The organism is Gellertiella sp. DMC107, assembly GCF_056313605.1.
The window spans coordinates 995,655-1,015,587 of the sequence record NZ_JBQUZZ010000001.1 but is presented as its reverse complement, the minus strand read 5'-3'; the positions used below and the strand labels follow the sequence as shown (position 1 = coordinate 1,015,587).

Genomic DNA, 19,933 nt, shown 5'->3' with positions numbered 1-19,933 from the left:
ACGGAAATAGCAGAAGCGTCCGATGAAGTCCATATGTCCCATGCGTCATCCCGCCAAAAAGTGATCCGCTTGGATTTCCGTAGCCATCGTGTCAAAACGCGCCATGCGGTTCGTCGCAAAACAGCCGTTGTCGTGGGCATGTTTTTGCCATTGCTATGGCCGATCCCCATAAGCAGGGCCTGATTGACAGGAGAATGACGCGTATGCGCAAATATTCGGTTTTTGCCGTTGTCCGTGAGGCAATGCGCGGCCACAAGGGCTGGGAAGCCCAGTGGGCCTCGCCAGAGCCCCGCAAGGAATATGATGCCATCATCATCGGCGGCGGCGGCCATGGTCTCGGCGCTGCCTATTATCTGGCCAAGGAGCACGGCATCACCAATGTGGCCGTGCTGGAAAAGGGCTGGATCGGTGGCGGCAATACGGGCCGCAACACCACCATTATCCGCTCGAACTATCTCTATGAAGAGAGCATGCATATCTACGAGCATTCTCTCAAGCTCTGGGAAAACCTTTCCCAGGACCTGAACTACAACGTCATGTATTCGCCGCGCGGCGTCATGATGCTGTCGCACAATGTGCATGACCAGCAGTCCTTCAAGCGTCACATCAATGCGAACCGGCTTTACGGCATCGACAACGAATGGCTGACGCCGGAGCAGGCCAAGGCCTATTGCCCACCGCTCGATATCTCGAAAACGGCGCGCTATCCCATAAACGGCGCAGCGCTGCAGCGCCGCGGCGGTACCGCCCGTCACGATGCCGTGGCCTGGGGTTATGCCCGCGCCGCCTCGGATCGTGGCGTGCACATCATCCAGAACTGCGAAGTGACCGCGATCCGCCGCGGGCCTGATGGCCGCGTGATGGGCGTCGAGACCAGCAAGGGTTTCATCGGCGCCAAGAAGATCGGCGTTTCCGCTGCCGGCCATACGTCGGTCGTCATGCAGACCGCAGACGTGCGCGTGCCGCTGCAGAGCCAGCCGCTGCAGGCGCTCGTCTCCGAGCCGCTGAAGCCGATCTTCCCCTGCGTGGTCATGTCCAACTCGGTGCATGCCTATATCTCCCAGTCGGACAAGGGCGAGTTCGTGATCGGTGCCGGCACCGACCAGTACAACTCCTACTCCCAGACGGGCGGCATGCAGATCATCACCCATACGCTGGATGCGATCTGCGAGCTGTTCCCCATGTTCCGCCGCGTGAAGATGATGCGCCAGTGGGGCGGCATCGTCGACGTGACCGTCGACCGCTCCCCGATCCAGGGCATCACGCCGGTTCCAGGCCTGTTCATCAATGCGGGCTGGGGCACGGGTGGCTTCAAGGCGACGCCGGGTTCCGCGAACCTCTTCGCTCACCTCATCGCCAAGGGCGAGCCGCACAAGCTGGCTGCCGGCCTGACGCTCGATCGCTTCCGCACCGGTCGCCTGATCGACGAGGCGGCTGCGGCTGCCGTGGCGCACTAATCCGGGAGATTTCACACCATGTTGCTGATTTACTGCCCCTACTGCGAAGAAGAGCGCAACGAGCTCGAATTCCGCAACGGCGGCGATGCCCATATCGCTCGTCCGACCAATATTGCCGACATCACGGATGAGGAATTCGAAGAATACTTCTTCATCCGCCAGAATCCGAAGGGCCTGATCTTCGAGCGTTGGCGCCACGTGCATGGCTGCGGCAAGTTCTTCAATGCCGCGCGCGATACGGTCAGCGACCGTTTCTACATGAGCTACAAGGCAGGCGAGCCGAAACCCGATCCTGCCACGTTCCTGAACACCGGTAATGATAAGGGAGCCTCGAAATGAGCGGTGCCAATCGCATTTCGGGCTGGGGGCGCCTGACCCCCGCCAAGACCGCGCGCTTCACCTTCGACGGCAAGTCCTATACCGCCCTCGAGGGCGATACGGTTGCCTCCGCGCTTCTCGCCAACGGCGTGCACCTGCTCGGCCGTTCCTTCAAGTATCACCGCCCGCGCGGCATTCTGTCTGCGGGCCCGGAAGAGCCGAATGCGCTGCTCGACGTCTCGCGTGATGCGGCCCGTCGCCAGCCGAACGTCCGCGCCACCGTGCAGGAAGTCTTCGACGGCATGGTGACGGCTTCGCAGAACCGCTGGCCGTCGCTCGCCTTCGATATCGGCGCCGTCAACGACATGATGTCGCCCTTCTTCGCGGCCGGCTTCTATTACAAGACCTTCATGTGGCCGAAGAAGGCCTGGGAAAAGGTCTACGAGCCTTTCATCCGCAAGGCTGCCGGTCTTGGCGAAGCGCCCAAGGAAGAAGATCCGGATCATTATGCCGGCCGTTACGCCCATACGGACGTGCTGGTCGTCGGCGCCGGCGTTGCCGGTCTCTCCGCTGCGTTGGCGGCTGCCAAGTCTGGCGTCAAGGTCATGCTCGTCGACGAGCAGCCGGAAGCCGGCGGCGCCCTCCACTATGACACGGGCGTCAAGTTCAACGGCAAGGACGGCTTTACCTGGGCACAGGAAACCGTGGCCGAACTGAAGGCCATGGACAATGTCACAGTGCTCAGCCGCACCACGGCCTTCGGTTACTATAACCACAACATGATCTCGCTCTGCGAGCGCGTGACCGACCACAAGGCAAAGCCGGGCAAGAACGAGCCGCGCGAGCGTCTCTGGCAGGTGCGTGCCAAGCGCGTCATCATGGCGACCGGCCAGATCGAACGCCACATGGTGTTCGAGAACAATGACCGTCCCGGCGTCATGCTCGCATCTGCCGGCCGTACCTTCCTCAACCACTTCGGCGTCGCCGTCGGCCAGAAGGTCGGTATCTATACCGCCCATGATTCGGCCTATGAAGCGGCCTTCGACCTGAAGCGTGCCGGCATTGCCGTGCCCGCCATCGTCGACAGCCGCGAGAAGCCGGGCGAGGCCGTTCTGGCCCAGGCCCGCTCCATGGGCATCGAAGTGCTGACCGGCCATGCGGTGCTGACCGTCGGCGGCAAGCTGCGCGTCAACTCCATGACCGTCGGCCGCCATGCCGGCAGCGCCACGCGCAAGATCGCCATCGACGCCCTGCTGGTCTCGGCCGGCTGGACGCCCTCCGTCCATCTCTTCTCCCAGTCCCGCGGCAAGCTGCGCTGGGATGCGGAAACGCAGCGCTTCCTGCCCGGCACCTATGCCCAGGATTCGCTCTCCGTGGGCGCCTGCAACGGCACCGACAGCCTGCAGGCCACCATCGAGGAAGCGCTTGCTGCCGGTGAACTGATGGCCAAGGCCGTCGGCGCCGAAGGCACGGGCAAGATCGAGATCACCGGCGAAGCTCCGTTCTCCTGGACCGGCGGCATGATCGGTGCGGCCGAAGGTGCCGGTCCCGACACGACCGTCAAGGCCTTCATCGACTTCCAGCACGACGTCTGCGCCAAGGACATCCGTCTGGCGGTGCGCGAAGGCATGCAGTCGATAGAGCACATCAAGCGCTTCACCACCAATGGCATGGCCTCCGACCAGGGCAAGCTTTCCAACATGCATGGCCTGGCCATCGCTGCGGAAATGCTCGGCAAGGACATTCCGCAGGTCGGTCTCACCACCTTCCGTCAGCCCTATACGCCTGTCACTTTCGGGACGATCATCAACCACTCCCGTGGCGAACTCTTCGATCCGGCCCGCAAGACGCCGATCCATCCCTGGGCTGTTGCCAAGGGTGCGGAATTCGAAGACGTGGGCAACTGGAAGCGCGCCTGGTATTTCGCCAAGCCCGGTGAAGACATGCATGCGGCCGTTGCACGCGAGTGCAAGACGGTTCGTGACGTCGCCGGTGTGTTCGATGCCTCCACCCTCGGCAAGATCGAGGTTGTCGGCCCGGATGCAGCGAAGTTCCTGAACCTCATGTATACCAATGCCTGGGACACGCTGAAGCCCGGCAAGTGCCGTTACGGCATCATGACCCGCGAAGATGGCTTCATCTATGACGACGGCGTCGTCGGCCGCATGGCGGAAGACCGTTTCCACGTGACCACCACCACGGGCGGTGCGCCGCGCGTGCTCCAGCACATGGAAGACTATCTCCAGACCGAATTCCCGGATCTGAAGGTATGGCTCACCTCCACCACCGAACAGTGGGCTGTCATCGCGGTTCAGGGTCCGAAGGCCCGCGAGATTATTGCGCCGCTCGTCGAGGGCATCGATATCTCCAACGAAGCCTTCCCGCACATGAGCGTCGCCGAAGGCAAGATCTGCGGCGTGCCGACCCGGCTCTTCCGCATGTCGTTCACCGGCGAACTCGGCTTCGAAATCAACGTGCCGGCCGATTACGGTCAGGCCGTGTGGGAAGCCGTCTGGGCCCGTGCGGAACCGATGGGCGCCTGCCCCTATGGCACGGAAACCATGCACGTGCTGCGCGCCGAAAAGGGCTACATCATCGTCGGCCAGGACACCGACGGCACCGTCACCCCTGACGATGCCTCGCTCAACTGGGCCGTTTCGAAGAAGAAGCCCGATTTCGTCGGTATCCGCGGCCTCAAGCGCCCGGACCTCGTGGCTCCTGGCCGCAAGCAGCTTGTCGGCCTGATGACCAAGGACCCGAACGTGGTTCTGGAAGAAGGCGCGCAGGTGGTTGCCGATCCGAACGAGCCGAAGCCGATGACCATGCTGGGCCATGTGACCTCGTCCTACTGGTCGAGCAATCTCAACCGGTCGATTGCCATGGCTCTCATCGCCGATGGCAAGAACCGCAATGGCAAGACGCTCTACGTGCCCATGGCCGACCGGACCATCGCGGTCGAGGTCGTGACCGACATGGTATTCTTTGACAAGGAAGGGGGACGCCTCAATGTCTGACCTGATGCAAGCAAAACGCCGCGGCGTTCTCGACGGCCTGCATGGCGGCTCCGCCGTCGCCCGTCTGACGCCGGCCGCTCCGGCGACCCGCATTTCGCTGCGGGCACCGGCGGCCTCTGTCGAGGCTCTTTCCGGTGCTCTCGGGGTCTCCCTGCCGGTCAAGCCGAAGACATCTTCGTCGGCCAATGGTCGCCACGCGCTCTGGATCGGTCCGGACGAGTGGCTGATCATCGACGAGAATGGGGCCGATCTGGTGGCCGAGTCGGCCAAGTCGGGTGCGCTGCATTCGGCCGCGGACGTCTCCCACCGCAACACAGCGGTGATCGTTTCCGGCCCGAAGGCCGATGTGGCGATCAACGCCGGCTGCTCGCAGGACCTGTCGCTGGCGATCTTCCCGGTAGGCGGCTGCTCACGCACCCTCGTCGGCAAGGCGGAAGTGGTGCTCTACCGTACGGCAGTCGATACGTTCCGCGTCGAGGTCTGGCGTTCCTTCGCGACCTATGTTTTCGGCCTGATCGCCGAAGGCGCCGAGGATGCGGCGCTTTAACAAGGTTGAATATTCGTGTATTTTGGTTCACGTCCGGGGCTTAACGGCTCCGGGCGTTTCTTATTATGCTTATTGTATCTATTTGGATACGTGCTAATGTACGAGATCAGAAAAACGGTGCAATTCGAGTCTTGGATGCAGGGCTTGCGCAGCGAAGCAATTCAGGTCCGGATTGCTGCCCGGTTCCAGTATCTTGCAAGAGGTAACTTTGGCGACTGGAGGCCTGTGGGACAGGGCGTTTGCGAGCTTCGATATCACTTCGGTCCCGGATACAGGGTCTACTATACCCGTCGGGGGAACAGCATTATCCTTTTGCTGGCGGGTGGGGACAAAAGCTCTCAAGCGAAGGATATCGCGGCCGCGATCAACATGGCGAAGAATGAGATGGATGATGGCTGAAAAACTCATGACAACCCGATTTGATCCTGCGGATTACATCGTTTCCGAAGAGGGTGAAATAGAGTATCTGAAGGCTGTCTTTGAGAACGAGGAATTCGATGCTGACATATTTCTCTCGGCTCTCAACGACATCGCGCGCGCACGCTCCATGGCGAAGATTGCCGAGGCGACGGGACTTGGGCGGGAAAGCCTCTACAAGGCGCTTCAGCCGGGCTCGAAGGTTCGGTTCGAGACGATCCAGAAGGTGCTGGCCGCTCTCGGGCTCAAGCTGACGGTGGAACGGCTCCGGCCGAAATCATCCGCGGCCGAATGATCAGGCATCTTCCGGGCGGTCCTTCGGATCGAACTGAACCACGGTGATCCAGTTGGCGGTCAGAGCCGGTTTGCGCTCGTTCTCGATTTCCATGGTGACATCGTAAATTGTCATGAGCATGCCAGCACCGCGAAAGCGGGCTTCCCTGAGAACGAATTGGCCTCGCACCCGCGCACCGCATTTTACCGGGGCCACAAAGCGCAGTTTTTCGAACCCGTAATTGATGGCCATGGTCTGCTCGCGGATTTTGGGCAGACAGTCGAAGTTCATGGCCGAAAGCAATGATACGGAGAGAAAACCATGGGCAATGGTGCCACCAAAGGGGCTTTCGGCCGCGGCCCGGACAGGATCTGTATGAATAAACTGGTGATCCTCGGTTGCATCAGCGAAGTGATCGATCCGGTCTTGGGTGACTGTGAACCATCGTGACGTGCGTATCACCCCAATTTCCTGTTTCACTTCGGCAAGCGATATATCTATGGGCATCGTATCCATCCAGCGAACCGCATGATTTTGTTCAATTCATAGGGGAGGGTGCAGCGCGCTGCAATCACCCTTCCGCAATTTTGCCGATGAGGAAAACCACGGTCCGGGCAGGCACACGCGTCTCCCGTCCAATCAGGGCACTGTCGCCGGAAGCCAGTTCGTGCCAAACCCCCTCGGGAAGCTGAAAGGTTGCCGCTTGCCATTCCGGGTTGAAGAGAACGGCCAGCCATCCCTCCATCCCGGTCAGCGTGTCCTTCGTTTTCAGCAGCATGGCGAGCCGCCTGTTGTCTGGCGCCTCCCAATCTGCCGGCTGCATGTCGTAGCCGTTCGGATGCAGCCATCGAACGTCTCCATCGCCGGTCAGGAACGATGTTGCTGAAAAGACAGGAAAGCGACGGCGCAAGCCGGCGAGAAATGCCGTATAGGCGAGCAGGTCTTCGTCTGCGTCCGACCAGTCCAGCCAGGTGATCGGGTTGTCCTGTGCGTAAGCGTTGTTGTTGCCGCCTTGGCTCCGGCCCATCTCGTCCCCGGCGGTCACCATGATCGTGCCGCGGCAGGCAAACAGTGTCGAAAGGAGCGCCTTGATATCGCGCTGTCGGGCTGCCCTTATGTTCAGATCGGTCGTTTCGCCTTCAAAACCGTTGTTCCAGGAATAGTTTTCATTGTGCCCATCCCGGTTTTCCTCGCCATTGGCCTCATTGTGTTTGTGTTCATGGGAAACGAGATCCGCGAGCGCGAAGCCGTCATGGGCCGCCAGGAAGGTTACGCCGCGCGCCTTCTGCCCGGCGAAAACATCCGAAGACCCTGCAAGGACCGTCGCCAGACTGCCGGTCAGGCCCGGATCGCCTCGCCAGAGGCGGCGGAGCTGGTCACGCGCCCGGTCGTTCCATTCAAAAAAGCGCTCGGGAAAGTGGCCGAGCTGGTAGCCGCCCGGCCCGATATCCCACGGCTCTGCAATCAGGATGCGGTCAGCAAGAACCGGATCGGACAGCATGTCGCGTGCAAGCGCGCCGTCAGGCTCGAAGCCCCTCGCTGAGCGGAAAAGGATCGGGGCAAGGTCGAAACGGAAGCCGTCGACGCCCGCATGCATCACGAAATGGTGCAGGCTTTCCAGGATCAAATGCCGCATGACGGGGTGGTCGCAGGCAAGCGTGTTGCCGCAGCCCGTATCGTTGACCAGGACCGCCGGCTGATCGGGCAGGTGCCGATAGGCGGTCCGGTTGTCCAGTCCGCGGAAGGAAAGCGTTGCACCGAAGCGGTCGCTTTCGCCCGTATGGTTGAAGACGAGATCGAGAATGACCCCGATGCCTTCCGCGTGCAGGGCACTGACCGTTTCGCGCAGTTCGGCAACGCCGCCGGGGACGAGGCGCGGGTCGAGTGCCATCAGGGCGATGGGATTATAGCCCCAGCCATTGGAAAGTCCGAGCGGCGGCAAATGCCGTTCATCGATCCAGGCGGTGATTGGCATGAGTTCGACGGCCGTCACCCCAAGACGCTTGAAGTGCGCGATCATGACGGGGTGGGCAAGGGCTCTGAGTTTTCCGCGGTCCGCGTCCGGAATTGCGGGGTGGAGCATGGAGAAAGGCTTGACGGCCACCTCATAGACCAGCCCACCCGGCACGAAACGCGGAGGCGCAGGGGGCACGGTCGAATGCCGGCGCAGGATGGCCCGCGGCACGAGATCGTCCGTTTCTGCCCCGTGGATGGTCAGCCGCGGGTCATGGCGGAAGGGACGGTCAAGTTCCGTCGCATAGGGATCGACGAGCAGCTTGGCCGGGTCGAACCACAGGCCGCGGTCAGGATCATAAGGCCCTTCCGCGCGCAGACCGTAAGCCTGACCATCCTTCAGGCCCTCGACATACAGATGATGCCAGTCGCCATCGCGCATGAGGGGCAGGCGCGCCGTTTCAGCACCCGTCCGGTCGAAAAGGCAAAGATGGACGCGGACGGCATCGGGAGCGTGGAAGCGGAAACATGCCCCTTCCGCCTCGAGATGGGCGCCCGGCCTCTCGGCCCTATGGCCTGCGCTGCCGCTCAGGTGATCACGCTCGGCGTATCGCGGCCCGTACGGGCGCGAATGTCAGCCAGGCTTTCCGCCGCGGCAATCAGGTCCGCCAGGGCTTCCTGCGTATCGAGGTCGTGTCGCATGCAATCGTCCTCGTAGCGTTCGATATAGACACGCAGCGTTGCGCCCGACGTGCCGGTGCCCGAGAGACGGAAGACGATCCGGGATCCCCCTTCGAAGAGGATGCGGATACCCTGGTTCTTGGAAACCGAACCGTCGATCTTGTCATGATAGGCGAAATCGTCTGCCGCTGTGACTTTCAGATGGCCGACATGCGATCCGGGCAGCGTATCGAGCCGGGACCGGAGGGAATCGATCAGGCCGTTTGCAGCAGCAGAATCCACTTCCTCATAGTCATGACGCGAGTAGTAGTTCCGGCCATAGGTGGCCCAGTGCTGGCGGACGATATCGGCCACGCTCTCGCCACGAACGGCGAGGATGTTCAGCCACAGAAGCACGGCCCAGAGACCGTCCTTCTCGCGCACGTGGTTCGAGCCGGTGCCGGCGCTTTCCTCGCCACAGATCGTGACCAGGTCCTCGTCCAGAAGATTGCCGAAGAATTTCCAGCCGGTCGGGGTCTCGAACATATGGATGCCCAGACGGGCGGCGACGCGGTCCGCGGCTTGGCTGGTCGGCATGGAGCGGGCGATGCCCGTGATCCCGGACGAGTAGCCGGGCGCAAGATTTGCATTGGCGGCAAGGATCGCGAGGCTGTCGGACGGGGTGACGAAGATGCCTTCGCCGAGAATCAGGTTGCGGTCCCCGTCGCCATCGGAAGCGGCGCCAAAGCCCGGGGCGTTGTCGCCCATCATCTCGTCATAGAGTTCCTTGGCATGGACGAGGTTCGGGTCCGGGTGATGTCCGCCGAAATCCGGCAAGGGCACGAAATTGCGCACCGAGCCGAGAGGCGCGCCGAGACGGTTCTCGAAAATTTCCTTGGCATAGGGGCCGGTGACGGCATGCATCGCATCGAACACAATGCGGAAGCCGAGGTTGAGCAGATTGCGGATCGCCGGAAAATCGAACAGCGTTTCCATCAGGTTGGCGTAGTCTTCCACCGGGTCGATGACGGAAACCGTCATGCCGGCCACGGTCTGGCTGCCGATTCGATCCAGATTGATGTCGGCGATATCGGCAATCTTGTAGGCTTCGATCACCTTGGAGCGGACATAGATCGCATCCGTGATCTTTTCCGGTGCCGGACCGCCATTGCCGATATTGTACTTGATGCCGAAATCTTCGGTCGGACCGCCGGGATTATGGCTGGCCGAGAGGATGATCCCGCCAAAGGCCTTGTACTTGCGGATGATATGGGAGGCGGCAGGGGTCGACAGAATCCCGCCCTGACCCACCATGACCTTGCCGAAGCCATTGGCCGCCGCCATCTTGATCGCCGTCTGGATGACCTCACGGTTGTAATAGCGGCCATCGCCGCCGATCACGAGCGTCTTGCCCTGATAGCCGTCGAGCGAATCGAAGATCGACTGGATGAAGTTCTCCGCATAATTCGGTTGCTGGAAGACCGGCACCTTCTTGCGAAGGCCCGAGGTGCCCGGCTTCTGGTCCTGATAGGGAGTCGTTGGAACGATCTTGATCATGATTGCTCACGCGGTTCTTGATATGAGGCTGGAATAGAGATCGGCGTAACGGCCGGCGCTCCGCATCCAGGAAACGTCCGCTTTCATGCCCTGCTTTTGAATTTGCGTCCAGAGCTTCCTGTCTGCATAGAGGCGGAAGGTTCTGTGGATGGCCTGGCGAAAACCGTCCGCTGTGACGGGCGAAAACTGCACGCCGGTGGCGCATTTCGCCTGAAGCGCGGCATGATTGGCATCGATGACCGTGTCGGCCAGGCCGCCGGTTCGTGCCACGACCGGCACGCAGCCATAGCGCAGGGCATAAAGCTGGGTAAGCCCGCAGGGCTCGAAGCGCGACGGTACGAGAATGGCATCCGAACCCGCCTGCAGCAGATGGGAAAGTTGTTCGTTATAACCGATGGTAATGCCGATCCGGCCCCGATTTTGTGCGGCCGCGTTGAGCAGCGCCCCCTCCAGGGCCGAATCGCCGCTGCCGAGTATGGCGAGCTTGCCGCCATGGACAAGAATATCCTCCAGCACCTCGGGAATGAGATCCATGCCCTTTTGCCAGGTCAGGCGGGAAACGATGGAAAAAATCGGGCCGTCGTCGCGGTTCAGGTTGAAGTGTGCCGCCAGCGCTTCCCGGTTCGCAGCACGGGCTTTCAGCGTCGCGGCGGAATAATGGGCGGGGATCGATTCGTCCGTCGCGGGATCCCAGGTTTCCGTGTCTATGCCGTTGACGATCCCGTGGAGCACCGATTCCCGGGCGGCGATCACCCCTTCGAGACCCATACCGAAGGCGGGCTGCAGGATCTCCCCCGCATAGGATGGACTGACCGTCGTGATCGCTGTCGCCGACTGCAAGCCGCCCTTCAAGAAGCCGATATCGCCGTAATATTCGATGCCGTCCATGGCGAAGGCGTGCGGCGGAAGTCGGAGTTCGGAGAAGATATTGAAGCCAAACTGGCCCTGGAAAGCGATGTTGTGAATGGTCAGGACGCTCGGAACAGCATGCGCCCGGCCATATCGCTGGTAGACGGGGGTCAGGGCCGCTTGCCAGTCATGGGCGTGAACGAGGTCCGGTTGAAAATCGTCGAGCAGGCCGCCGGCAATTTCCGCCCCGACCCAGGAAAGCGCCGCAAAGCGCTTCCAGTTGTCGGCATAGTCATGTCCGGTGGCGTCCAGATAGGGGCCGCCAGCCCGGTCGTAGAGGGCCGGGCAGTGCAGAACCAGAAGCTCCAGCCCCTCCACCGTCGCCTCGATGAGGCGTGCCTCGTGCCCCAGCACATCCGGTAAAATCAGCCGCTCGGATGCTGTCGCCAGCTTCTGCATCACGGCCGGATAGCCGGGAATCAGCGTGCGGGTGCGGATGCCCAGGCCCTTGAGCGCGAGCGGGAGCGCCCCCGCCACATCAGCGAGCCCGCCGGTTTTGACCAGCGGGTAGATTTCGGACGCGACCGAAAGGATGTTCATCAGCTCATATTCCAAGCTTGTCGATCATGGATTGGGTGATCAGGCAGATCCCGTTTTCGGATCGGCGGAATCGCTTTGCATCGAGCTCTGGATCTTCTCCCACCACCAGCCCCTCCGGAATGGTCACGCCATGATCGATCACGACGTTCCGCAACTGGGCGCGGCGGCCGATCTTGACGCTCGGCAGCACCACGGCGTTTTCGAGCCTCGAATAGGAATTCGCCCGGACGCCCGTGAAGAGCAGCGATTTCTGCAGGGTCGCACCGGAGATGATGCAGTCGCCCGAGACAAGCGACGAGACCGCCGAGCCCCGGCGGTTTTCATCGTCATGGACGAATTTTGCCGGCGGGGTGATTTCCGCATAGGTCCAGATCGGCCAGGACTTGTCGTAGATGTCGAGTTCCGGGACGATATCGGTCAGGTCGATATTCGCCTGCCAGTAGGCGTCGATCGTTCCCACGTCGCGCCAATAGGGCTCGCGCTCGAAATCCGACCGCACGCAGGAGCGGGCAAAGCGATGGGCGACGGCTTTGCCGTGCTCGACGATGTAGGGGATGATGTCCTTGCCGAAATCGCGGCTGGAGGAGGGGTCTGCCGCATCGCGGCGCAGGCAATCCAGCAGGAATTTCGTGTGGAAGACGTAGATGCCCATCGAGGCAAGCGCCAGATGTTCGGCACCCGGGATGCCCGGCGGGTCGGCGGGCTTTTCCACGAAATCGATGATCTCGTCCTTCTCGTTCACGTGCATGACACCGAAACCGGTCGCTTCCATGCGCGGGACTTCCAGGCAGCCGATGGTGACGTCGGCACCGGAATCCACATGCTGCTGGAGCATCAGCTCGTAGTCCATCTTGTAGATGTGGTCGCCTGCCAGGATGACCATGTATTCGGGGCCATAAGGCTCGATGATATCGATGTTCTGGTAGACGGCGTCGGCCGTGCCTTCGTACCACTGGGTTTCCGAAACGCGCTGGCTTGCCGGCAGGATGTCGAAGCTTTCGTTTCGCTCCGGGCGGAAGAAGTTCCAGCCGCGCTGCAGGTGGCGGATCAGCGAATGCGCCTTGTACTGGGTCGCCACGCCGATGCGGCGGATGCCTGAATTCAGCGCGTTCGACAGCGCGAAATCGATGATGCGGGCCTTGCCGCCGAAATAGACCGCGGGCTTGGCGCGGCGGTCGGTCAGCTCCTTGAGGCGGCTGCCTCGCCCGCCCGCCAAGACATAGGCCATGGCATCACGGGACAGGGGTTGTATGCGCTTTTCGACCATGTTTTCCTCCCGAAATAATCACGCTTCCAGTTCGAGCATCAGCGTTGCCAAAGGTGGCAGGACAAGCTGTGCCGATATGTCCCCATTGGCGGTCTTGCGGGCTTCTACGTGGCCCTGATTGCCCATGCCGGATCCGCCATACAGTCCGGCATCGGTGTTCATGATCTCCCTCCAGCGGCCTTCTGCGGGCATGCGCAGCCCATAGGCTTTCTGGGGTACCGGGGTGAAGTTGCTCACCACCACCACCGGCGGCTGGTCCGGAGCGCGGCGTACCCAGGCATAGACGGAATTGGCCGCATCGTCGGCCTGCAGCCATTCGAAACCGTCGCCCTCGCAGTCGCGCGCGTGAAGGGCGACGTGACTGCGATAGGCGTGATTGAGGTCCTTCACGAGCTGTTTCATGCCGGCATGCGGGCCTTCCGATAGCAGGTGCCAGTCGAGCCCGCGCGCCTCGCTCCATTCGCGCCACTGGGCGAATTCTTGGCCCATGAACAACAGCTTCTTGCCGGGATAGCCCCACATGAAGGCGTAGTAGGCGCGCAGCGTCGCGAATTTCTGCCAGGTATCGCCGGCCATTTTCTGGATGAGGGATCCCTTGCCGTGCACGACCTCGTCATGGGACAGCGGCAACACGAAATTCTCGGAGAAGGCATAGACCATCCCGAAGGTCATCTCGTTGTGATGATATTTGCGGTGAACGGGGTCGCGCTTCAGGTAGGAGAGGGTGTCATGCATGAAACCCATGTTCCACTTGAACCCGAAGCCGAGCCCCCCGGTATTGGTCGGGTGGGAAACTTTCGGCCAGGAGGTGGATTCCTCGGCAATCGTCATGATGCCCTGATGGGTGCCGTAGACGCGGGCGTTCAGCTCCTGCAGGAAGCGTACCGCTTCGAGGTTCTCTCGCCCGCCATGCTCGTTGGGAATCCATTCCCCCTCTTTGCGCGAATAGTCGAGATAGAGCATGGAGGCGACTGCATCGACGCGCAGACCGTCCAGATGGAACACTTCCCGCCAGTAGAGCGCATTGTTGATGAGGTAGGAGCGCACTTCCGTGCGGCCGAAATTGTAGATCGCCGTGTTCCAGTCCGGATGGAATCCCTTGCGCGGATCGGCATGTTCGTAAAGCGCCGTGCCGTCGAACCAGCCGAGCCCGTGCGCATCGGTCGGGAAATGGGCGGGCACCCAGTCGAGGATCACGCCGAGACCGGCCTTGTGGCAGCCATTGACGAAACGGGCAAATCCTTCCGGCTCGCCGAAACGGGCGGTGGGCGCATAGAGCCCGGTGGTCTGGTAGCCCCAGGACGGATCGAAGGGGTGCTCGGTGATGGGCAGGAATTCGATATGGGTAAAGCCCATGTCGATGCAGTAGGGGATCAGCCGATCGGCCATTTCGTCCCAGGACAGGAACGTTCCGTCGTCACGGCGCTGCCAGGAGCCCGCATGCACCTCGTAGATCGAAATCGGCTGGCGGCGGGCGTCCAGATTGGCCCAGTGGCGCATATGCGCCTCGTCTTCCCAGACCTGTGCGATATCGGGCGTGGTGATCGACGCGGTTTCGGGTCGGAGTTCGGCCTTTCGCGCAAAGGGATCGGCCTTCAGGGGCAGGGCCACGCCATTCGGACCGACGATCTCGAATTTATAGGGCTCGTTGGGCCCGATACCGGGAATGAAGATTTCCCAGATGCCGCTGTCCCGCCGGGCGCGCATGACATGCACTCTTCCATCCCAGCGATTGAAATGGCCGACCACCGATACGCGGCCGGCATTGGGAGCCCAGACCGCGAAATGACATCCTTCCGCGCCCTCGTGCTGTCGGATATGCGCGCCCATCTTTTCATGCAGGCGCACATGCGATCCCTCCCGAAGGAAGTAATCGTCCATCGGGCCGAGAATGGGGCCGAAGCTGTAGGGATCGGGCACGGTCCACTGGCTGTCTCCCCGCATGGCCCGATACCGGATCGGGCGGCGGTGTAGCAGATGCACCGGACCGCGGAAGAAGCCCTGGTCATCCAGCCGATCCAGCGCGCCGATGGCGGTTCCGTCGAGAAGCTCGGCCTCGACCCGCTCGGCGCCCGGAATGAAGCAGCGGGCCTCGAAGCTGTTGCCCGTTTCATGAATGCCGAGCACGGCAAAGGGATTGCCGTGCCTGCCGTTGAGAATGGCCGCAATATCCGTGGCAAGCGGCACTGGCGCCGTTTTGTCTGCTGCGGATTTCTGCGGTTCCTTCGTCATCCAGCTCTCCAGATTTCCTTGGCATATTGACGGATGGTGCGGTCCGAGGAGAACCAGCCCATCCGGGCGGTGTTGCGGATGGTCTTCGCGTTCCAGCTGGCCGGATTGGCCCAGAGGCAGTCGACCTCGCGCTGTGCCTTGGCATAGGCGTCGAAGTCGGCGGCAACCATGAACCAGTCGTGACTGTAGAGACCGTCCACCAGGCTGGTGAAGCGGCTCCGGTCATCCGGAGAGAAGACCCCGGAGGCTATAGCGGCGAGCGCCTGGGAAAGTTCCCTCGATCCCTCGATAATCGGACGGGGGTCGTGTCCGTCCGCGCGCTTCTTGGCCACCTCCTCGGCGGTCAGGCCGAAGATGACGATGTTGTCCTCGCCCACCCAGTCGCGCATTTCCACATTGGCGCCATCGAGCGTGCCGATGGTCAGCGCGCCATTCAGCGCAAACTTCATGTTGCCGGTGCCAGACGCTTCCATGCCGGCGGTCGAGATCTGCTCGGAGAGGTCGGCGGCCGGAACCATCATCTCGGCGAGCGAGACATTATAGTTCGGCACGAAGACCACCTTGAGCAGGCCGCGCACGGACGGGTCGTTGTTGATCACCCGAGCGACGTCATTGGCGAGCTTGATGATCAACTTCGCGTTGTGATAGCTCGGCGCCGCCTTGCCGGCGAAGAGCTTGACGCGCGGCGTCCAGTCCAGTTCCGGGTGGGAGCGGATCTGGTCGTAAAGCGCGACCGCTTCGATGATGTTGAGCAGCTGGCGCTTGTATTCGTGGATCCGCTTGATCTGGATGTCGAACATGGCCGCCGGATCGATCCGGACGCCCATGCGCTTGCCGATGAGGTTTGCCAGCGCGTCCTTGTTCTTCCGCTTGATGGCGGCGAATTTCTGCTGGAAGGCGCTGTCCTCGGCAAAGGCATCGAGTGCCTTCAGCTGTTCGGCCTCATCGAGGAAGCTGTCGCCGATTGCCTCGCGGATCAGGGCGGTGAGGCCCGGATTGCACTGCATCAGCCAGCGGCGCGGGGTGATCCCGTTCGTCTTGTTGTTGATGCGGGTCGGATAGAGCTTGTGGAGATCGGAGAACACCGTCTCCTTCATGAGCTCCGTATGCAAGGCCGAAACGCCATTGACGCTGTGCGAGCCGGCAAAGGCGAGGTTGCCCATCCGCACGCGGCGGTCCCCGTTCTCGTCGATCAGCGAGATCGACCGGATCTCGTTGTCGGTCATGTCCTTGCCCTTGCGGGCATCGACCAGGATGTGAGCATTGATCGCGTAGACGATCTGCATGTGGCGGGGCAGCAGGCGCTCGAAGAGCGGCACGGGCCAGCTTTCCAGCGCTTCCGGCAGAAGCGTGTGGTTGGTGTAGCTGAAGGTGCGCCAGGTGATATCCCAGGCCTCGACGAAATCCAGCCGGTGCACGTCCATCAGAAGGCGCATCAGCTCGGCGACCGAAACGGCCGGATGGGTGTCGTTCAGCTGGATCGAGACCTTGTCCGGCAGCGACTTGAAATCCGGATACTGCTGGAGGTGGCGGCGGAGAATGTCCTGCAGCGAGGCGGAGGAGAAGAAATATTCCTGTCGCAGCCGCAATTCCTGTCCGGCCGGGGTGGCATCGGCCGGGTAAAGAACGCGGGCCAGCGCCTCGGCCTTGTTGCTTTCCCGCAGCGCGCCGATGTGGTCGCCGGCATTGAAGGCGTCGAGGAGGATGGGATCGATGGGCTGGGCGGTCCACAGGCGCAGCGTGTTCACCCGCGCCGCACGCCAGCCGACGACGGGCGTGTCATAGGCCATGGCGATGACCCGTTCCGCCGGCTTCCAGATGTAGCGCGGGGCCTCGTCATAGGAGCCGACCGTTTCCACGGCGCCGCCGAAGCCGACTTCGTAGGAGCTTTCGCGCCGCTCGAATTCCCACGGATTGCCATGGGCGAGCCAGGTTTCGGGCAGTTCCACCTGCCAGCCATCCGCCATCTGCTGGCGGAAGAGGCCATGCATGTAGCGGATGCCATAGCCATAGGCGGGAATGTCCACGCTGGCCATGCTTTCCATGAAGCAGGCGGCGAGCCGGCCGAGCCCGCCATTGCCAAGCGCCGCATCCGGCTCCAGCTCGGCAATCACGTCCAGATCGACGCCGAGCGAGCCAAGCGCTGCGCGGACATCGTCCATCATGCCGAGATTGGAGATGGCATCGCGCATCAGGCGACCGATCAGGAATTCCAGCGATAGATAATAGACCCGCTTCGAATTGTTTTCGTAGGCCTTGCGGGTGGATTGCATCCAGCGGTCGATGATGCGGTCGCGAACCACCAGAATCGTGGCCGTCAGCCAGTCGTGGGGCTTGGCTACCTTGGCATCCTTGCCGATCCGGTAGGTGAGCGTCTCGATGATTTCGCCGGCGAGAACTTCGGGGCTGGAAACACGGGGTGCTGGCGAGGGAATGTCGTGTTTGGACGGGGAATTCATGGAGGTCTGCTCTGTTACTCGGTGCATCTGAATCGCGACGTTAGACCAAGACTGCGCGGATTAAAACCGATTAAATGCAATCTTTCTTGAGCCTAAAGGGCAACGCACAGCTCAAAGTAAAATGCCCGCCGGGCTTGCCGGCGGGCTTGTCGCGGGTGCTACAGGCCAGCGATCAGTTGGTCAGCAGCGTCATCTGTTCGGCAGCCTTGTCGCCGATGGTCTTGAATGCCTGGACCAGCTGGGCCGTATCTTCTGCTGCGAAATAGTGGTTCGAGTCGGTGGCACAGTATTTCAGCAATGCCTGCCCCTTGCTCGGCGCCATGAAGGCAACGGTGAAGACTTCGATCTTCTTGTTTTTCGCGTCGTCGCAGGCCTGCTTCGTATAGGTGTCGTCCGATGCGTAGTTGTTGTCACCGTCCGTCATGAACACGATGTATTTGGACGGAACCTGCCCATTCTTCGCCTTGTGGGCGCTGTCTTCCGTCGAGGCCGTCAGACTGGTGACCGCCTGCTTGAAAGCATTGGTCGAGCTGGTGCCGCCGTTTGCCGTCAGCGCATTCACGTAGGACTGAACGCCCGATACACCCCAGTTGATCGCCTGCGGCGTCAGCATGTAGAGATCGTAGGCCACGCTGCCCGTCCGGACATACTTGGTCTGCGGATCCGCCGTGGTCAGCTGGCCCAGAAGCGAAGCCACCGCCATCTTCAGCGAGTCGATCTTCGTGTAATAGGCCGTGCAGCTATAGGGACGGTTTTTCCTGTCGTAGCAGGTCGTCTGGTAGGTGGTGTTCGTACTGTCGGCCATGGAGCCGGAACGGTCGAGCACGAAATACATCGACAGGGCGTTTTTCGTCTCCGTCGAGCTTTCCGATGTGCTTGTCACCGAAACTCTCGCGGTAGAGAAGCCCAGAACAGCTGCCAGCGGGCTGAGAGGCACCGTATAGCTGGTGTTCATCGTCACGGAAAACTTCTTTCCGGTGACATTATAGGCCGATTCCGTAATCGATACCGCTGGTTCAGCCACCGCTTCGGGATAGGTGGAGGCATTCTCCGCCGTTTTCCCCGCGTTGATCTGGCCATAGAGGAATTGCAGGGACAGGGCTTTGGCATCCTGCGCCGTCTTGGCTTTCGAAGCCAGGGAGGATGCGGCAGCCAGTGTGGCCGTGTCGGCCGCCACCTGCAGCTTGTTCTTGAACATCAACAGGCTCGCCGTATCAATGGCCATGCCCACGACGCCGATCAGAACCGGAATCACGAATGCGGTGGTAATCGCAAAATTACCCGACTTATCCCCCGCCAGCCGCTTGATGCGGTTCAGGGGCGAATGCGACGCCATCATTGCGCCTCTCCCATATCATTCAGGATATGAAAGTTTTAGCGCATAGTTATTTTATCTAAGTTTCTTGAAACGATAAGATTTTAGCGAACAACGCGATTTTCATGCGGCGACGCAACCGAAATGTCGACGCGCTGGAAAGCGCTCTGTCCGCCGAGCCCTTTCAAAGTCCCGGCGAGCGGCGCGATGTCGGCATAGTCCCTGCCATAGCCCGCGACAATGTGGTCTTCGCTGGCCAGAACCCCGTTGGTGGGGTCATATTCGATCCAGCCCGCATCCGGTCCGCACCAGACGCGAACCCAGGCATGCATGGCATCGGCGCCGACCAGCCTTGGCTTGCCGGGCGGGGGAAGCGTCCGCAGGTAGCCGCTGACATAGCCTGCGGGTATGCCAAGCGAGCGGAGAGCCGCGATCATCACATGGGTGAAATCCTGGCAGACGCCTCGCTTGAGACGAAAGGCCGCCTCGGCGGGCGTATCCACATCCGTCGCTTTCGGGTCGTACTTAAAATCGCGGTGGATCCGGTGCATGAGGGACTGGGCAAGCGTATGGACGGCCGCGTGACGATCGGCGGCCTCCGCCGCATAGGAGGCTATGGCCTTAGAGACGGCGGGCAGGCGAGGGCTTGCACCGAGGAAATGATGCGGGCTTTCCGGGCCGACGCCGGCAATGGCGCGCAGCGCCTCCGGAAGATCGGCGAGGGAGACGGCGGCCGCGATCCGCCAGGCGGGGGCGGTCACGTCGAGGCGGGCGCGAAGGGCGGCCTTCAACTGCTGGTGGGGTTGTCGCACCACGAAGCCGGTTGCGGCGCCACCGAAAAATCCGCGAAAGTCGCGTCTGCTCTCCGGTTCAGGTTCGATGGCAAGGGAGAGCGACAGGACCTGCTGTCGGCCCGTTATCTCCAGTGGCTGGACGCGCAGCACATGGCGTCCGGTGGAGACGGGATGGGCATAGTCGGAGCCGATTTCGAGCGAGAGATCGTACAGCATGGCG

General features: G+C 61.6%; 15 protein-coding genes. 6 read left to right on the top strand and 9 right to left on the bottom strand.

Translation table 11 applies throughout. The features are described 5' to 3' along the window. Positions 1 to 203 precede the first annotated feature (203 nt). The 6 genes from ACT54B_RS04735 to ACT54B_RS04710 all read left to right on the top strand — a co-directional run bounded on the left by ACT54B_RS04735 (position 204) and on the right by ACT54B_RS04710 (position 6,048). Positions 204 to 1,457 (top strand): sarcosine oxidase subunit beta family protein, encoded by a 1,254-nt coding sequence (locus ACT54B_RS04735; protein ID WP_476043180.1) that lies wholly within the window; start codon positions 204 to 206, stop codon positions 1,455 to 1,457. 18 nt (positions 1,458 to 1,475) lie between these two features. After that, positions 1,476 to 1,796, top strand: a complete 321-nt coding sequence (locus ACT54B_RS04730) for a sarcosine oxidase subunit delta (RefSeq protein WP_476043179.1) — start codon at positions 1,476 to 1,478, stop codon at positions 1,794 to 1,796. Beyond that, positions 1,793 to 4,789 carry a sarcosine oxidase subunit alpha gene (locus tag ACT54B_RS04725; RefSeq protein WP_476043177.1) on the top strand — a complete coding sequence of 999 codons (2,997 nt, stop codon included), beginning with the start codon at positions 1,793 to 1,795 and terminating at the stop codon, positions 4,787 to 4,789. The genes ACT54B_RS04730 and ACT54B_RS04725 overlap by 4 nt, the downstream gene beginning before the upstream one ends. Continuing rightward, the gene (locus ACT54B_RS04720) at positions 4,782 to 5,336 is read left to right on the top strand and encodes a sarcosine oxidase subunit gamma (RefSeq protein ID WP_476043176.1); all 555 of its coding nucleotides are present in this window, start codon (positions 4,782 to 4,784) and stop codon (positions 5,334 to 5,336) included. Before ACT54B_RS04725 ends, ACT54B_RS04720 begins: the two co-directional genes overlap by 8 nt. A 96-nt stretch (positions 5,337 to 5,432) precedes the next feature. Next, the gene (locus ACT54B_RS04715) at positions 5,433 to 5,735 is read left to right on the top strand and encodes a type II toxin-antitoxin system RelE/ParE family toxin (protein ID WP_476043174.1); all 303 of its coding nucleotides are present in this window, start codon (positions 5,433 to 5,435) and stop codon (positions 5,733 to 5,735) included. 7 nt (positions 5,736 to 5,742) lie between these two features. Next, complete coding sequence (locus tag ACT54B_RS04710) at positions 5,743 to 6,048, top strand: addiction module antidote protein (RefSeq protein WP_476043173.1); 306 nt, start codon at positions 5,743 to 5,745, stop codon at positions 6,046 to 6,048. On the opposite strand, the gene ACT54B_RS04705 is transcribed toward ACT54B_RS04710, so the two are convergent. From ACT54B_RS04705 to ACT54B_RS04665, 9 genes are all read right to left on the bottom strand, one after another. Then, entirely contained in the window at positions 6,049 to 6,534 is a 486-nt protein-coding gene (locus ACT54B_RS04705; RefSeq protein ID WP_476043515.1) for a MaoC family dehydratase, read from the bottom strand. A gap of 64 nt (positions 6,535 to 6,598) precedes the next feature. Next, positions 6,599 to 8,572, bottom strand: coding sequence for a glycogen debranching protein GlgX (gene glgX, locus ACT54B_RS04700; RefSeq protein WP_476043513.1), 1,974 nt, complete (start codon positions 8,570 to 8,572; stop codon positions 6,599 to 6,601). Next, on the bottom strand, positions 8,569 to 10,197 hold the full coding sequence (locus ACT54B_RS04695; RefSeq protein ID WP_476043172.1) for an alpha-D-glucose phosphate-specific phosphoglucomutase: 1,629 nt from the start codon (positions 10,195 to 10,197) through the stop codon (positions 8,569 to 8,571). The genes glgX and ACT54B_RS04695 overlap by 4 nt, the downstream gene beginning before the upstream one ends. Positions 10,198 to 10,203: 6 nt before the next feature. Then, complete coding sequence (gene glgA, locus ACT54B_RS04690) at positions 10,204 to 11,646, bottom strand: glycogen synthase GlgA (RefSeq protein WP_476043170.1); 1,443 nt, start codon at positions 11,644 to 11,646, stop codon at positions 10,204 to 10,206. Between the two features lie 4 nt (positions 11,647 to 11,650). Then, positions 11,651 to 12,913, bottom strand: a complete 1,263-nt coding sequence (gene glgC / locus ACT54B_RS04685) for a glucose-1-phosphate adenylyltransferase (protein ID WP_476043168.1) — start codon at positions 12,911 to 12,913, stop codon at positions 11,651 to 11,653. A gap of 18 nt (positions 12,914 to 12,931) precedes the next feature. Continuing rightward, entirely contained in the window at positions 12,932 to 15,145 is a 2,214-nt protein-coding gene (glgB, locus tag ACT54B_RS04680) for a 1,4-alpha-glucan branching protein GlgB (RefSeq protein ID WP_476043167.1), read from the bottom strand. Continuing rightward, positions 15,142 to 17,604 (bottom strand): glycogen/starch/alpha-glucan phosphorylase, encoded by a 2,463-nt coding sequence (locus tag ACT54B_RS04675; RefSeq protein ID WP_476043166.1) that lies wholly within the window; start codon positions 17,602 to 17,604, stop codon positions 15,142 to 15,144. The genes glgB and ACT54B_RS04675 overlap by 4 nt, the downstream gene beginning before the upstream one ends. A 172-nt stretch (positions 17,605 to 17,776) precedes the next feature. Then, positions 17,777 to 18,943, bottom strand: coding sequence for a vWA domain-containing protein (locus ACT54B_RS04670; protein ID WP_476043164.1), 1,167 nt, complete (start codon positions 18,941 to 18,943; stop codon positions 17,777 to 17,779). Positions 18,944 to 19,023: 80 nt separating this feature from the next. Continuing rightward, positions 19,024 to 19,929 (bottom strand): transglutaminase family protein, encoded by a 906-nt coding sequence (locus ACT54B_RS04665; protein WP_476043163.1) that lies wholly within the window; start codon positions 19,927 to 19,929, stop codon positions 19,024 to 19,026. Positions 19,930 to 19,933: the final 4 nt, after the last annotated feature.

What these genes read in the sequence shown, in the direction of transcription:
- ACT54B_RS04675 (WP_476043166.1), bottom strand. Translation starts at nt 17,604, where the DNA reads ATGAATTCCCCGTCCAAACACGACATTCCCTCGCCAGCACCCCGTGTT.
- ACT54B_RS04735 (WP_476043180.1), top strand. Translation starts at nt 204, where the DNA reads ATGCGCAAATATTCGGTTTTTGCCGTTGTCCGTGAGGCAATGCGCGGC.
- glgC (WP_476043168.1), bottom strand. Translation starts at nt 12,913, where the DNA reads ATGGTCGAAAAGCGCATACAACCCCTGTCCCGTGATGCCATGGCCTAT.
- glgB (WP_476043167.1), bottom strand. Translation starts at nt 15,145, where the DNA reads ATGACGAAGGAACCGCAGAAATCCGCAGCAGACAAAACGGCGCCAGTG.
- ACT54B_RS04710 (WP_476043173.1), top strand. Translation starts at nt 5,743, where the DNA reads ATGACAACCCGATTTGATCCTGCGGATTACATCGTTTCCGAAGAGGGT.
- ACT54B_RS04705 (WP_476043515.1), bottom strand. Translation starts at nt 6,534, where the DNA reads ATGCCCATAGATATATCGCTTGCCGAAGTGAAACAGGAAATTGGGGTG.
- ACT54B_RS04715 (WP_476043174.1), top strand. Translation starts at nt 5,433, where the DNA reads ATGTACGAGATCAGAAAAACGGTGCAATTCGAGTCTTGGATGCAGGGC.
- glgA (WP_476043170.1), bottom strand. Translation starts at nt 11,646, where the DNA reads ATGAACATCCTTTCGGTCGCGTCCGAAATCTACCCGCTGGTCAAAACC.
- ACT54B_RS04720 (WP_476043176.1), top strand. Translation starts at nt 4,782, where the DNA reads ATGTCTGACCTGATGCAAGCAAAACGCCGCGGCGTTCTCGACGGCCTG.
- ACT54B_RS04670 (WP_476043164.1), bottom strand. Translation starts at nt 18,943, where the DNA reads ATGATGGCGTCGCATTCGCCCCTGAACCGCATCAAGCGGCTGGCGGGG.
- ACT54B_RS04695 (WP_476043172.1), bottom strand. Translation starts at nt 10,197, where the DNA reads ATGATCAAGATCGTTCCAACGACTCCCTATCAGGACCAGAAGCCGGGC.
- ACT54B_RS04730 (WP_476043179.1), top strand. Translation starts at nt 1,476, where the DNA reads ATGTTGCTGATTTACTGCCCCTACTGCGAAGAAGAGCGCAACGAGCTC.
- ACT54B_RS04725 (WP_476043177.1), top strand. Translation starts at nt 1,793, where the DNA reads ATGAGCGGTGCCAATCGCATTTCGGGCTGGGGGCGCCTGACCCCCGCC.
- ACT54B_RS04665 (WP_476043163.1), bottom strand. Translation starts at nt 19,929, where the DNA reads ATGCTGTACGATCTCTCGCTCGAAATCGGCTCCGACTATGCCCATCCC.